Raw genomic sequence first — 13,454 nt, 5'->3', positions numbered from 1 at the left:
ACAATAAGTACTTGAACGAGAAAATGTTTGGCAAATTGTCTTGATATTGAACTTATGCTAAATGTGTAACATTCTTGATTGTTTTGATGATTCCTCTCATCATGTAATCTAACTCTTGTTCTGATATTGCAAGCGGTGGCACTATCATGATTATGTTTCCTAATGTTCTTTGATAAATTCCGTGTTTTTTTGCCTCTGTAAAGATTTTCTGTGGTATTTTTTTATCTGGAGATATAGGGGTTTTTTTACTCTTGTCTGTTACTAGTTCTATTCCCATCATCATTCCCTTATGTCGTACATCTCCGACTAGTTTCAAGCCTGAAATCGTGTCTATGTATGACTGCATTTGAGCTGCGCGCTTTTTAATTTTGTAGATTAAATTGTATTTTTTGTATAATGAAATATTTGATAATGCTGTTGCACATGCTAAAGGATTACCAGTAAAAGTATGTCCATGGAAGAAATGTTTCATATCTTTATATTCTCCGAGAAAGGAATCATAGACTTTTTTATTTGCGAGTGTAGCTGCAAGCGGCAGGTATCCTCCTGATAACATTTTTCCATATGATACAATGTCTGGAATACTCTGTTGTGCCTGATATTCGATCATTGAACCTAGTCTTCCAAATCCTGTTGCAATTTCATCAAGTATGAATAGGACATCGTGTTTTTTGCATAGTTTGCTTACTTTTTTCTGAAAATCTTTGGGGTATACTACAACACCGCCTGCTAGCTGCGCACCACTTTCCATCACAAAAGCTGCAATATCGCTGTTTTTCACAAATATTTTCTCAATTGAATCTATGCAATGTTCCTGAAAGTCTTCATAAGAGTATCCTTTTGGCATTCTGTATCTATTTGGTGATGGAGTTCGTAGAACTGGAAATAACACTGATTTGAATTTTGAGAAAAATAAAGGCACATATCCTAATGACATTGTTCCTATGGTGTCTCCATGGTATCCATTCTCAAGTGATACAAACTTGGTCTTTTTTTTGTCGATGTTGTGCCAATATTGTAACGCCATTTTCGCAGAAATCTCCATCGCAGTAGAACCGTCATCAGAATAGAATACTTTGTGCATCTGGGGTGCAAGCGTTATCAATTCTCTTGCAAGTGATTCTGCCTTGTCATTTGTTAAATTAAACAGTGATGAGTGCTGTAATGTTTTTGTTTGTTTTATCATTGCCTTTGTCAGTTCTTTATTTGAGTGTCCCCATACATTGCACCACATGCTTGCTACGCTGTCCATGAGTGAATTCCCATCTGTGTCGTAGAGCCACATTCCTTTGCCTTTTGATATTACATCGAATTTCTTCCAGTCTCCCATCTGTGTGTATGGATGCCAGACAAAACTACGCATGAGATATCTCACGTGGTCGTATTAATAATGATAAGTTAATTATTAAACAACATTGCTGATTGTATTCTATGAAATCCTACTTTGTAACTGGTACTGACACAGGTGTAGGAAAAACCTTCTTTACCGCTGCACTTGCCTCATGTTTGCAAAAGCGTGGTATCAACGTGGGTGTAATGAAACCTGTCGCAACAGGGATTTCTTCAAAGACTGGGTTTCGGTCAACAGATGTTTCCATTTTGCATAGTGCGGCAAAAGTAAATGATTTGGAAAATGAAATAAATCCGATTTTTATGCCGCTCCCAGTATCTCCCTATGATGCAAGCAAGATACTACATCTGTCATTTGACAAAAAAGTAATTTTTGAACAATTTACAAAATTACAAAAACGACACGATATGATGCTTGTAGAAGGAATTGGTGGAATAATGACTCCTCTTACTCGGGATTATTTTGTGTCTGACTTGATAAAAGAGATTGGTCTTGAAACAATTATTGTCACTAGATCCACTCTGGGTACATTGAATCATACTATGATGACCGTCAATACGTGTCGTAATCATGGAGTCTCAATCAAAGGCATAGTTGTAAATAATTATGATGAAAAAGGTGGTCCTGAAGAAAAAAATTCACCTCTTACGATTCATGAAATAACTGGAGTTGATATTTTGGGAGTTTTACCATTTGTGAAAGATTGTGATAGTTATGAAACAGTAATGCCATACATTGAAAAAAATATTGATTTACAATCTCTTATATCTTGAAAATTTTTAATTTGGATTGCTTTTTGTTTGATGTAAAACTTTTCAAATCATCAATTATGTTTGTAAATGTCATCGAGTCCTGTACTGTATATGTCTTAATTCCAAGGTTCATGTCTTTTTCAAGTACAAACCATATGTTGTCTTGGTTTGGTTGAATTTTTTTTATGTTATCAATTTGCATATTTATCTCTCTCATGTCGTTTGTTTTTGGGAATGATATTATGACAACCTCTTGTGGTGAAGTTCCTAATGTTATGGTATCTGGGACTGCAACATCTATGTCAATTCCTTGGAATGTTGTTTTTCGTTTGCTTGGAATCATGGTTACAGTAAGCAAGTAATGCAGTAACCCTTCGGCAACTGTAACAAGTGTATCTTGTTTTATCTCGTGTTTGCTCTTGATAATGGATATGCATTGTTCAAAAATGCTCTTTATGATGCCAGCACTATGACCTTGTGCTATTTCAGAGAGTATCTTTTGTTCTTCATGCTCTGAAATTACTGTGTATAAAATCTCGCTTAATTCCAATATCTCAATCCTTGACATGTCGTAAATTAAAGTATCACTGTGGATAACAACATACGATAATTAAAAAACTAGTTTAAATGGGTATATGTGATAAATAGTTCTGACTAAGAAATGATACGAATAGAGGCAGAACTACCGCGAAATGATTTGACTGCTGTTACAGATGCGCTTGATATGCTTGGGATTAATGTTAATATTGTAAAAGTAAAGAGTCGTGGAGCTACGGTAGGTTCTGAAGTACATGCTGCCAAAGGTACTGGAATGTATAGATCTGAATTTAGAGATAAATTCATACTGCAAACAACAGTGTCAGACAATTCTGAACATGATGTCATAGAAGTAATTCGTTCAAATTCAAACACTGGAAAAATCTCAATATTTCCAATTTCTCGTATAATTGATATTAGTTCTGGTGTAGAAAATGAACAAGGATTAGCTCTTAGTGAATATGATAGTGTCATATTAATTGCAGCAAATAAACAAAAAACAACATTTCCATTTGGACTTACAACTAGCAAAGTAAAGCTTGAGCCTCAAGCAATAGAGGGTGAAAAAGGATACTATGACGTAATTGAGAAAAAATTTGTTCCACTTGAAAATCTTGAAGCTGTAGTATCTCAGGTAAAACCTGTGGAAAAATTCCAGATTCTTACTGCTGATGATGAATTTGTAATTCAAAGCTTGACTAGGATTCAACGAAACTTTTCTTTGTATAAAAGGAAACAAAGTGACTCCTATTCTCAAGCATTTCTCAAGTATATTTCTAGCAGATTTTTGAGCCTGTGGCCAGAAAATGAAATCAATACTGCTGTTTTATATGTGGATATAGTAGGCTCTACGAAAATAGCCACATCTCTTAGTTCTGAAGAGCTATCAGGTCTTATCAAGGTTTTTTCTGAGGAAATGTCTGTGGTCATATCAAAACATGCTGGTTTTGTTTTAAAATATACTGGAGATGCAGTAATTGCATTTTTCCCAGAATTGAAAGATTTTGGAAACATGGCGGAAAATGCAATACGCTGCGCACGCTCTATGAATATGCTGATAACACATTCTCTAAATCCAATGTTTGCAAGCTTTGGTTTGCCAAAGATAAGCATACGAATTGGAATTGATGTGGGTAAAAACAGAATTGTTGTTCTTGGTTCTGAGCCTGACTTGATAGGCCATAGCATAACAATTGCATCAAAAATCTTACCTCTTGCGCAACCAAACCAGATGACAATAGGCGAAGAGGCATACAAGATGTTGTCTCCTGACATGACATCACAATTTATCAAAATAGATCCACAAGATAAAAGATGGAACTATAACCACCCGACTACTGGAAAAGTATATCCGATATATTTCTCAATTCCAGTAATGCAAATATCTAGTAGAGGAAACTAGTTTCTATTTTTTCTTGCCTGCAAATCTGGCCAGGCCTATCTTTCTCATTTCATCTGATTCTTTGATTACTGAATTGTATTGGGTTTCTTTGTGTTTTTTTAACTTGCTTCTTAGTTCTGGGAATTCGTTTGCAAGAATCTTTACTGCGTATAATCCTGCATTTGCGGCCTTGTTTACTCCGACTGTTACAACTGGAGATCCAGTTGGCATCTCTGATATTGATAACAGAGCATCTAGTCCTCCAAATGCTGAAAACTTGAACTTGTCGGAATTTGCCTTGTCATTATAAACCATTATTGGCACGCCTATGACTGGAATTACAGTATGGGATGCTATCATTCCTGGTAGATGCGCTGAACCTCCTGCTCCTGCAATTATGACCTTGAATCCTTCCTTTTCAGCATGTTTTGCATAATCTGATAATCTTGTTGGTGTTCTATGTGCAGAAACTATCTGATCCTCATGGGCTACACCAAATTCATCTAATATTGTAGCAGCAGAATGCATTATCTTGCTGTCAGAACTTGATCCCATTATTATTCCAACAAGCGCTTTTTTCAACTATCTATTTGATGCAATCCAATTAATAATTAAACTCAACGTTTTATTGGGCGTTTGTATGATATTGAATTCCAGTCTCTTAAATTATATCTAAGATGAATTACACTTGAAGTCGTGCAAAAATCTCCACTAGAAGTACGACGGGCGTTTGGCATTCTGTTTGTAGGTGTAGCAATATCTGTAGGAACCGCATCGATCCTCAGTGAGATCTCATTTGAGCACAAAGAGCCAATCTTTTATTATGCAATAATTTGGTTCGGAAGTTTTGCGATAACATTTGGAATAATAATTGGAAAATTCAGGTCTATGCTCTCTTCCATCCGTGGAAGAATGAAAAACAGTGTAACATGGCCTCCTGCAGTCAAGGCAATAAATGGACTATGCTGGGCCGCACCTTTTGCAATGATAGGAGTACTTCCACATTATTACCAGTATCTGATATTGTTTGGAATAGGACTAGGAAATACTTCCACATTTTTCTTTATGAAAAAATTTAGTAATCTTGTAAATCTGGAACAAATCATAGTAGGTGCAGTGTCTCTTGCAGCACTACCTCTGGCAGTAATAATTGATACATCACTAATTTCTAATCAAACAACAGCTGTGATAACTTCTAGAATTATGATAGCAATAGCTTATGGTGCGGGTGGCATATTTGCACTTGTTAAAAAATAAGTTACCTTAAACTGGGTATCATCTACTCTTTTCTCACATTGATGTATATTTTCTCTATCTTGTGGTGGGTTGCTTTGACAGTTTATCTTTGTCTGGTTTGATTTCTTCCACTTTGGAATTCTGTCATATTGAAAACTTCACTAGTCTTTAAATATATTTTTTGAGAATTTTTTCTTATGGGTGAGTCTATTAAGGTCAAAACTGGAATTTCAGGATTTGACTCTGTTATATCGGGAGGATTTAGACAAGGACAGACTATAGTAGTTTCTGGTTCTATTGGAAGCGGTAAAACAACTTTTGGAATACAATTTCTCTATTCCGGGGCAAAAGACTTTGAAGAGCCAGGTATTTTTGTTACACTATCACAAAGCCCATCTGAAATTAAAAACGATTTCAAATCTTTTGGGTGGGATGTCCAGAAATTAATAGAGGAAGGAAAGATGATAATAATTGACGCAAGGCCTTTTAAGAAAGAAGAGGGTTTTATTGCATTTGATGAATCGCTTTATCGTGGAGAACAAATGCCTTTCATGCATTTGACCCAACTTATCTTGAGTAGCATCAAAAGAATAGGTGCAAAAAGACTTGTTCTTGATTCTCTCTCTGTTCTTGAAATGCAATATACTGATGACTTTTACATAAGACAAGGACTACAGGGAATGATATATGCACTTGAGGGCCAAAATTGCACCTCGATATTACTATCACAATCTGAATTGCCTGATAAGGTACATGTAGAGTGGTATATCGCATCTGGCTTGATAATGCTTTATCGTGTAAGAAAAGGAGATGCGATGGAACGATCAATCCAAGTAGTCAAACTACAGGGAATGAAACATAGTGAACAGGTATTTCCGATGAAGCTAAACGAACTTGGATTGCAGATAATGCATCCTAGAATATCTACGTGATACTATAGATGTATTTTGTTTGATTTTGTCCAAAGTGTATCAAAAAGAAGTTTCATGGAATAAATCAGGGCTTCGGAATCTGTCCACACTGCTGACATTTGTTCTGATGTATTGTTTGATTTTTTCATGAAAAACACCATTTCGTTGCTATCTTTTATGAGAAAACATAGATTCTGACGTATATCTGATGGCATCATTCGAACTTTAGATCTATCAATATCGTCAAAAATGTATTTCATCTTTTCAGATATTGATGTCAAAAGTTTCATGTCTGTCTTTTTCTTGTCAATCTCTTCAAAAAAATCTGAACGATAAAATCTTAGAAAGTCTTTTTCTGCTCCAATTACAAGAAACTCATCTTCAGCAGTCTCTATCATCTTTTTTATCTTACTGTTTGTCTGGTTGTCACTCTGTAACATTTGAAATTTATCGTCCTTGGTCTCTAATGTTTCATTGTATTCTGGAATTGATTTCCATATTTTCATAATCTCTGTTTCTTGTTTTTCTAGCACATTGATGCGCTCTTTTTCTGCATTGACAAGCACCCATATTGCCTTGTTTAATGGTTCTGCAGAAAAACGTATAGGATTTTGGAATGTAGCAGATACTAGTCCTTTATTTTGTAATACTGTCAATAGATGATATGTCTCAGTCCTTGGTAATTTGAGTGCCTTACATACTTCTGGGGCTGTTCTGGAACCATATTTTCCAAGATATGTGTACACCTTACTTTGATTAGATGTAAGACCAAACTTGGCAAGCTCATCTTTTAGCTTGTCAAATGCCATCTTGTGTTCGTACATGGCAGAACCTGCATCCGAGTCAAAAATTGACTGTTGTAATTCTTCGTTGTTCATCCTCACACACAGATCCGGTATATTGAAGTGGTTTGATTTATTGATCGTTGGTTTGCTGATCTTGATCGATTTTGGATCTTATTTGACTTAATAAATATGAAATTTACATAGATACTATGATATTTATGTGATATATTATAATCATTTTTGCTTATAATGATATATTTTGATTTCAATGGTAAATCTCCACTGGCATACTCGCGATCGATTTGTATGAAAATCTAGTCTTGGATTGTCGTGGTTTTATGAATGCAATCTGCAGATTCAAGTCCTGAGTTAAGAAAATAATGCAACCTAGATCCTTTTTTACTCCTTTTTCAATCATGTCGTCAACAGTAGTTTTGATCTTTTCGAGTTTCTCTATCCTTGCTTTGATCTCCTCCAAGGCCTTGAAATAAATCTCTAATTCTCCTTTTGTACCAATTCCGTCATATATTGAGATGTTGTTAAAATCATACCAGTTTGTTTTTTGATCTTTTTTCTTGATTGGTTTTTTCTTTTTTGGGTCTGTTGGGCCATCAAGTTTTTCTTTTAGTTCTGCCATTTCTGCAGAGTCACTTGCAGTATTTTCAGAGCGTAATTTCTCACCTATTGCCTCTGAATACTCGGATGATTTTTTCTTATGTGCTTGTAAATCGTTTTCAATGAATGACTGTAATTCAGAAATTGTACGTAAATATTTGACTTCTCTCATTTTTAAATTCCATCCACTTGTAATGCGGTGTCTGTTACAATCATATCTTCTACGTTAGAACCAGGTAATCGTTTTAGTCTCTTTGTAGCTTCGCGCATAAATGAAACCTTTTGACTCTTTAGAATTCTATCTGATCTTGCCATGTTTATGATGTTAGGAATGATAAACTTTAATATGTTTGATATTTCATCTAGGTTTAACTGGTCTAATCTCTTTTGCTCTGATTTGAAATTAGGTTTTATTATGAGCAAATCTAGTGATGGCATCAGTATTATTCTTATATCCTGTGGCAAGTTTAGAATCTGTGGGTCTACATCAATAGAAAATCCAAGATAATTTGTTATTACTTTGAGCGAGTTGTACAACTCATCTGTAATGTTGGTTTTTTCCTTGTCTAACTCGTATATCTGGATGGCCTCTTCTACTAGGTCATCCATTGCCTTTACTGCAGAAGCTAGGTCGTCTGGACTGGCATTGTCAGGAGCAGACATGTAAAAAATTTGTCTTTTTGTATAAATAAGATGTGTATGTAATTTAATATTACACAAAATGTCTAGTTGCTAAATTTGACATAAAATATCTCAAAAGATGTTCTATTTTTAACCTATTGAGACAATATGTTGTTTGTCAAAAAATGGGATTGTTTGTATGTGATCCTCTACTAGGTGCCAATCCATGCCAGGTATGGTAAACTTTGAGAATACTGTGATCCGCTATTAGTTTGACTGTCTGAATATTTCCCGTATAGAAGCATGACTGTAAAATAAGTATCTGCCTGATTAAGATGTTGAGTTGGTTTACCATTGCCTCCTTGAAGTGCACCAGCACCAAAGTATAATACCGCTGTTCTTCCAGCAGGAATTTTTGTACAAAAATCATTTTGACCCCCACAAGTATATTGTTTAAGTGGGAAGGAAGGTGCTTGACTTGTACCACTAGTACCATTTACAAGCCAAAATGAGTTAGTATTTGAACTACTAGTTCCTCTGTAGAAAACCTGCGAATTTGCTGATACGTAGAAATCACTAGTTGCATTGTTATTTGTTACATTCACTGCGAATACGGTGTGTGGGCTACTGGGAAAACTCCATCCTGTTTGCCACGCGCCAGCGTAAGGTGCAGCATCTTGGGTCCATCGGAAAGAAGTATAATCTAAGGTAAGTATTCCTGTATTTTTAGCCAACAAAGTTTGGGTGAATGTTATCACTGTTATAGTTACTTTTGCAGATACACTCTGTCTAGTATAGCCATTTTGAAGTGGCGGCGATGCCGTGAAAGTACATGACTGAGAATCGGATCCTGTCTTTACTATTACATCCCATTTGAATATCGCTGTGCTACCAGGGGGTAAAGTATCATATTTAGTAGGAACTACATTGCCTAGAGAACATGTAGCAAAACCTGCCGTCTGAATTGGTGTATTTGGAATTATATTAGTCAGTGTGTTTGATCCATTATTCGTTATTACCATAACAAGTGTTGAATTAAAGCCAACATCTACATTGCTTGGAATTGATAGTAATTGAATATTCAATGGAGCTGTATTAGGTGAATTCATTGTAAATTGCTGTGTGTTTCCTCTCGATGTTACCAATTTTACATTGTATGAATTTGCAGAATTGATGGTAACTGGTATGTTTTGTCCTATGTTTTTCAACATTCCGCCTGGAACAACAAAATTATTTATTGGCGTATAGCTGTTAATCCAATCAGTTGTAGTTGTATTTTGAATCCATATTTTTGTAAATGTAATTGGAAGACTTCCACTGTTTGAGACTGTTATATTGAATTTGTTATTTGGAACTGTCACACTAGAAATCTGGAATTTTTCTTTATCAAAATCTGTTAACTGCTGATTTTTCATTAAAGATGACTGGTTATATTTGTCCAAAGTATTCATACTGTATGTTACATAAGTTATCGTTGTAGTCAATGCAATTATTGCAAATACTGTGCCAACTACCGTGCTTAAACCTCTACGAGTTTTCATCATGGTGCCGCCTGTGTTGTATATGTGGAACCTCTTGCAGTTGTAACAGTGATGGTATTCACACTTCCCTTGTTCCAAGTACCTGTTGCAAGTTGTGCTGATACTGTGTATGACTTTTGAGATAGTATGTTTGTTGGGAGGCTAGAACTAGAACTGTAATACTGTGTTATCAGAGTATTGTTTACCTGAATTTGAGTTATCTTTAGGCTTGTAGCACCTGTGTTGGTCAATGTAACATTGATTACCTTTTTTGCATTATTGCCCGAACAATTAGTACAAAATGCAATATTTTCTATTGACAAGTTTTCATTAATTTTGTTTGTATTGTTTGCTGCCGCATTGGATAGGGATATTTCGTATGCCTTGAGATTTCCATTTGACCAGGTTACTACAGCACTTCCCAAAACTGCTACTGCACTAAGCATTATGCCAGCTGTGACTATAGTACTCAGACCTCTATGCGATGATCTTACTTTTCTCATTGCCTCTTGTTTTGTTCATCAAAAATAGATATTATCGGTGTGTATGTCTTTTTTACATACTTACATTTGCTGTTCAATGACTTGTTCTTTGAGTGTAGATTCAGTCTCTATCTGTTCTTCAATGGTATTTTCATTATCCGATAATTCGACTGTTTTTACATCTGCTGATTTCGGGATTTGATCTGATGCAGTCTTAGTTGATGATGGTTGTGCTGTCATTTGTGCTAATTTATATGCAGGACATGGTATATGCATACTTTTTGATGTAATAAACAACAATGGAAAGATTTCCTGATATATCAAACCTAGAACTATAGGTATGTTTTGCTCATCAGGGCCAAGTTGTGCAGATATGGCAGACTGGTCTCCATAAAGTGTTGTCAATCCTTCTACTTGTATCTTTGAGTTTGTAGGGTTTGACAAAAAGACAAGCTTGTATTTTAGGACTACCTCTGAATCTCTGCTTTCTACCTCATCAAGAGATGCCTCTATGTTATATTTTGAAAATGAATTGTCGTTTTTTAGTTTTGAAAATGATGTCGAAGTGATTTCTATCTTAGGATTCAATGCTTGTAAGAAAATATTATGCAACTTAACCGCCTGCATGTAGTATCATGATACACATTACATGCTTAAGTAATACATGAGGCACATTGAATCCAAGAATATGGAAAATTCTATAGGTCAGAGAACAAAAGAAGTCACTACTTCAAAGATAAATAATGACAACTTTACTCTAAACATTCATGTTTCCAAATTAAAAAGAACTACACATGCCTTGTCAAAAAACTATGATATCAAAAAATATCTTACACCAGAAGCATTTTCATTTTCACCTGAAATTTCTGAACTCATACCAAAAGATACGCCTCCATATCTTGACAACGGAGAAAAATATGTCGAAAGAATTGCTCGTGCCCTGGCATTTTTCAAACAATGTGCATTAATTGGACCTAGCGGAACAGGAAAGACACACATTGTATATCTTGTTGCAGAGCTTGCAGGTCTTCCACTCTGGGAAATAAATTGTGGTTTGCAGACCTCTGTGTTTGATCTTTTTGGTAGATATGTGGGATTGGGAAAAGAGAACTGGATAGACGGATTGATAACTTCTTGGTCAAGATATGGGGGAATATTGTATCTGGATGAAGCTAACATGATGAAACAAGATATTGCAACAAGGCTCAATCCTATCTTGGATCAAAGAGGTCACATGGTATTAACAGAAAAAGACAATGAAATAATTCAGAGGCACAAGGATGCCTTTTTGATAATTAGCATGAATCCAGTATCTTCTGAATTTGCAGGTACAAAGCCAATCAATGCTGCAATGAGGCGAAGAATGAGTGTGTGGTTGAATTTTGACTATATGAGTGTGGGTCCAAAAATTGATGATAAAGAAATCGATTTGCTAATGAAAAAAACTAGTAATCTAAGCAGGCAAGATGCCGAAATATTGGTCAAAGTTGGAGCAGAATTACGCAAGCAATACAAAACAGGTGATCTTCCTTATGGGCCATCAATCGGCGACCTACTAAACTGGGCAATGTTGATCTCAGATGGTACTGCACTAATTGATGCAGCAGAAGAAACCATAATCTCACTTACCAGCGATGATGTCGAGATTCAGGATGTGGTAAGAAAAATAGTTCGAAAAATAGCTGGAATATGATAAAAGACAAGGTACCAAGTTTTTTAGAATATGTGGAGAATATCTTTCACACCTTTTCACAAACTAAACCAGGTGATATTGACATTACATTCTCAAAAAAAACTCAATTTCCAATAATGAAGTTTGGTTCTAAACTAAAACTTGTCATACCTCTGCCACAAAAATATGATAACAAATATCTGTTTGAAGGAATGATGTTTGATAACAATCACAATGGTAGGAAAAATCTTTGGTGCGTATTTTTTGCAACGCTTTATCATCTTGCTTCACATGTATGTGTATCAAAATATTCTGTATATGATCAGTGGGTCAAACACAAGACAAAAGATGTGTGTTTTCAAGTAATTGATTTTATCGAAGACGTATCAGTAGACCGATACATATCTCACACTAACCCTGAAATATTTGAGAATATGAAAATGATCCATCTTAAATTTGTACAAAAAATTCAAGAAGGCTTGTACGAGTCTGATAAAAATTTGAAAATATCAAGTCTTGATAGGGAGAAAAAAATTGAAAATATACGAACAAATTTGATGAATACACAAAGTAGCGTTATTTCTATTGCGGATTTGTTATATAAAAACAGAGATTTGTTGCCTAGATACACTCCTCCATATTGTGAATGTCGTGGTTTGAAATCTTTGTTCAAACCCGAACAAAAAAGCCCTGATTTTGAACCGTTTGGAGTGTTTAATGAAAATATTGAACATCTTGATATGTTGTGGTTGGCTGATGAACAACTAAAATCAAAACTACTCAAAACATATGGAAAATATCTGAAAGATCTCAATTTCGATTCTATCGTGATTCCGCCAGGGAATTTTCATAATTACATTCAACTAAAAGAAAAAGCATCACCTCTATTGAAAAGAATTCGTCAACAACTGCGCATGGTAGCAAATCTTGTGGATGAACCACGAATTGATCAAATTGGATATTTGAACATGCAAATGGCAATTCAAGCAATAGCCTCAGAAGGACAGACTACGGATATCTTTGAACGTGATGAAATCAAAAGAGTTGAGGAGGCATGGGCAATTCTAATAGACAAAAGTGCCAGCATGAGCCTGAGATTTGATCAAGTTAAGGAATTTACAATATGCGTATCAGAATCTGCAAATGATCTTGCAGGAAAATCTGATGCATGGGCACTGTTTAGTTTTGATAATAATTTTCAAATCTTGAAAGATTTTAAAGAAAAATATGATCATGAGGTACAGGCACGCATAGGTTCACTTGAAAACAATGGTCTGTCTTTACTACCTGATGCACTGGAGCTAACACGTAGAATTCTGGTAAATGACCCTAGAGAAAGAAAATATATTTTTGTCATAACTGATGGCCATTCTTCTGGATATGAAAGAATAAATCAACATTTGACTAAAATTACAAAAAAACTAGATGTTTCTGGCATATCACTTATTGCAATTGGGGTCTCAAAATCTACTTCAAAACGATTTCGCAACAGTGTACGTGGTTCTTCTGATCTAAAACAACTTGTGGCCAAATTCATTACTGCCTACAAGACTGTCTCTTCTGATGATATGTAATTTGACAATACATACTA

General features: G+C 35.2%; 15 protein-coding genes. 6 read left to right on the top strand and 9 right to left on the bottom strand.

Features of this window, described 5'->3' with window-relative positions; genetic code table 11:
• Window positions 1-52: 52 nt before the first annotated feature.
• Entirely contained in the window at window positions 53-1,363 is a 1,311-nt protein-coding gene (bioA, locus tag NSIN_RS07105; RefSeq protein WP_101010500.1) for an adenosylmethionine--8-amino-7-oxononanoate transaminase, read from the bottom strand.
• Between the two features lie 68 nt (window positions 1,364-1,431).
• On the opposite strand from bioA, the gene bioD reads away from it, so the two are divergent.
• Window positions 1,432-2,124, top strand: a complete 693-nt coding sequence (bioD, locus tag NSIN_RS07100; protein WP_101010499.1) for a dethiobiotin synthase — start codon at window positions 1,432-1,434, stop codon at window positions 2,122-2,124.
• On the opposite strand, the gene NSIN_RS07095 is transcribed toward bioD, so the two are convergent.
• On the bottom strand, window positions 2,114-2,671 hold the full coding sequence (locus tag NSIN_RS07095; protein ID WP_133124109.1) for a hypothetical protein: 558 nt from the start codon (window positions 2,669-2,671) through the stop codon (window positions 2,114-2,116). The genes bioD and NSIN_RS07095 overlap by 11 nt on opposite strands.
• Window positions 2,672-2,764: 93 nt before the next feature.
• On the opposite strand from NSIN_RS07095, the gene NSIN_RS07090 reads away from it, so the two are divergent.
• The gene (locus NSIN_RS07090; protein WP_101010497.1) at window positions 2,765-4,042 is read left to right on the top strand and encodes an adenylate/guanylate cyclase domain-containing protein; all 1,278 of its coding nucleotides are present in this window, start codon (window positions 2,765-2,767) and stop codon (window positions 4,040-4,042) included.
• 3 nt (window positions 4,043-4,045) lie between these two features.
• Here NSIN_RS07090 and purE read toward each other — a convergent pair whose 3' ends face one another.
• Complete coding sequence (purE, locus tag NSIN_RS07085; RefSeq protein WP_101010610.1) at window positions 4,046-4,576, bottom strand: 5-(carboxyamino)imidazole ribonucleotide mutase; 531 nt, start codon at window positions 4,574-4,576, stop codon at window positions 4,046-4,048.
• A 141-nt stretch (window positions 4,577-4,717) separates the two neighbouring features.
• Between purE and NSIN_RS07080 the strand changes: the two genes are divergently transcribed.
• Complete coding sequence (locus NSIN_RS07080; protein ID WP_101010496.1) at window positions 4,718-5,278, top strand: hypothetical protein; 561 nt, start codon at window positions 4,718-4,720, stop codon at window positions 5,276-5,278.
• A gap of 176 nt (window positions 5,279-5,454) precedes the next feature.
• Entirely contained in the window at window positions 5,455-6,189 is a 735-nt protein-coding gene (locus NSIN_RS07075; protein WP_101010495.1) for an RAD55 family ATPase, read from the top strand.
• Window positions 6,190-6,191: 2 nt separating this feature from the next.
• On the opposite strand, the gene NSIN_RS07070 is transcribed toward NSIN_RS07075, so the two are convergent.
• The 6 genes from NSIN_RS07070 to NSIN_RS07045 form a co-directional block, all read right to left on the bottom strand.
• The gene (locus tag NSIN_RS07070) at window positions 6,192-7,046 is read right to left on the bottom strand and encodes a TrmB family transcriptional regulator (protein WP_101010494.1); all 855 of its coding nucleotides are present in this window, start codon (window positions 7,044-7,046) and stop codon (window positions 6,192-6,194) included.
• 172 nt (window positions 7,047-7,218) lie between these two features.
• Window positions 7,219-7,740, bottom strand: coding sequence for a hypothetical protein (locus NSIN_RS07065; protein WP_101010493.1), 522 nt, complete (start codon window positions 7,738-7,740; stop codon window positions 7,219-7,221).
• Window positions 7,741-7,742: 2 nt separating this feature from the next.
• Entirely contained in the window at window positions 7,743-8,231 is a 489-nt protein-coding gene (locus tag NSIN_RS07060; protein WP_101010492.1) for a hypothetical protein, read from the bottom strand.
• Between the two features lie 170 nt (window positions 8,232-8,401).
• Window positions 8,402-9,733 carry a hypothetical protein gene (locus NSIN_RS07055; protein WP_133124108.1) on the bottom strand — a complete coding sequence of 444 codons (1,332 nt, stop codon included), beginning with the start codon at window positions 9,731-9,733 and terminating at the stop codon, window positions 8,402-8,404.
• Window positions 9,730-10,212, bottom strand: a complete 483-nt coding sequence (locus NSIN_RS07050) for a hypothetical protein (protein WP_101010490.1) — start codon at window positions 10,210-10,212, stop codon at window positions 9,730-9,732. The genes NSIN_RS07055 and NSIN_RS07050 overlap by 4 nt, the downstream gene beginning before the upstream one ends.
• A 60-nt stretch (window positions 10,213-10,272) precedes the next feature.
• The gene (locus NSIN_RS07045; protein WP_133124107.1) at window positions 10,273-10,803 is read right to left on the bottom strand and encodes a hypothetical protein; all 531 of its coding nucleotides are present in this window, start codon (window positions 10,801-10,803) and stop codon (window positions 10,273-10,275) included.
• A 76-nt stretch (window positions 10,804-10,879) separates the two neighbouring features.
• Here NSIN_RS07045 and NSIN_RS07040 point away from each other — a divergent pair, with 76 nt between their 5' ends.
• On the top strand, window positions 10,880-11,884 hold the full coding sequence (locus NSIN_RS07040; protein ID WP_101010488.1) for an AAA family ATPase: 1,005 nt from the start codon (window positions 10,880-10,882) through the stop codon (window positions 11,882-11,884).
• The gene (locus tag NSIN_RS07035) at window positions 11,881-13,437 is read left to right on the top strand and encodes a vWA domain-containing protein (protein WP_101010487.1); all 1,557 of its coding nucleotides are present in this window, start codon (window positions 11,881-11,883) and stop codon (window positions 13,435-13,437) included. The genes NSIN_RS07040 and NSIN_RS07035 overlap by 4 nt, the downstream gene beginning before the upstream one ends.
• Window positions 13,438-13,454 lie beyond the last annotated feature (17 nt).

The sequence above is a fragment of the Candidatus Nitrosotalea sinensis genome (genome assembly GCF_900143675.1).
Lineage (GTDB): Archaea > Thermoproteota > Nitrososphaeria > Nitrososphaerales > Nitrosopumilaceae > Nitrosotalea > Nitrosotalea sinensis.
Note: the sequence above shows the minus strand (reverse complement) of the source record. Positions and strands in the feature narration are given on the sequence as shown.

What these genes read in the sequence shown, in the direction of transcription:
- bioA (WP_101010500.1), bottom strand. Translation starts at nt 1,363, where the DNA reads ATGCGTAGTTTTGTCTGGCATCCATACACACAGATGGGAGACTGGAAG.
- bioD (WP_101010499.1), top strand. Translation starts at nt 1,432, where the DNA reads ATGAAATCCTACTTTGTAACTGGTACTGACACAGGTGTAGGAAAAACC.
- NSIN_RS07095 (WP_133124109.1), bottom strand. Translation starts at nt 2,671, where the DNA reads ATGTCAAGGATTGAGATATTGGAATTAAGCGAGATTTTATACACAGTA.
- NSIN_RS07090 (WP_101010497.1), top strand. Translation starts at nt 2,765, where the DNA reads ATGATACGAATAGAGGCAGAACTACCGCGAAATGATTTGACTGCTGTT.
- purE (WP_101010610.1), bottom strand. Translation starts at nt 4,576, where the DNA reads ATGGGATCAAGTTCTGACAGCAAGATAATGCATTCTGCTGCTACAATA.
- NSIN_RS07075 (WP_101010495.1), top strand. Translation starts at nt 5,455, where the DNA reads ATGGGTGAGTCTATTAAGGTCAAAACTGGAATTTCAGGATTTGACTCT.
- NSIN_RS07070 (WP_101010494.1), bottom strand. Translation starts at nt 7,046, where the DNA reads ATGAACAACGAAGAATTACAACAGTCAATTTTTGACTCGGATGCAGGT.
- NSIN_RS07065 (WP_101010493.1), bottom strand. Translation starts at nt 7,740, where the DNA reads ATGAGAGAAGTCAAATATTTACGTACAATTTCTGAATTACAGTCATTC.
- NSIN_RS07060 (WP_101010492.1), bottom strand. Translation starts at nt 8,231, where the DNA reads ATGTCTGCTCCTGACAATGCCAGTCCAGACGACCTAGCTTCTGCAGTA.
- NSIN_RS07055 (WP_133124108.1), bottom strand. Translation starts at nt 9,733, where the DNA reads ATGATGAAAACTCGTAGAGGTTTAAGCACGGTAGTTGGCACAGTATTT.
- NSIN_RS07050 (WP_101010490.1), bottom strand. Translation starts at nt 10,212, where the DNA reads ATGAGAAAAGTAAGATCATCGCATAGAGGTCTGAGTACTATAGTCACA.
- NSIN_RS07040 (WP_101010488.1), top strand. Translation starts at nt 10,880, where the DNA reads ATGGAAAATTCTATAGGTCAGAGAACAAAAGAAGTCACTACTTCAAAG.
- NSIN_RS07035 (WP_101010487.1), top strand. Translation starts at nt 11,881, where the DNA reads ATGATAAAAGACAAGGTACCAAGTTTTTTAGAATATGTGGAGAATATC.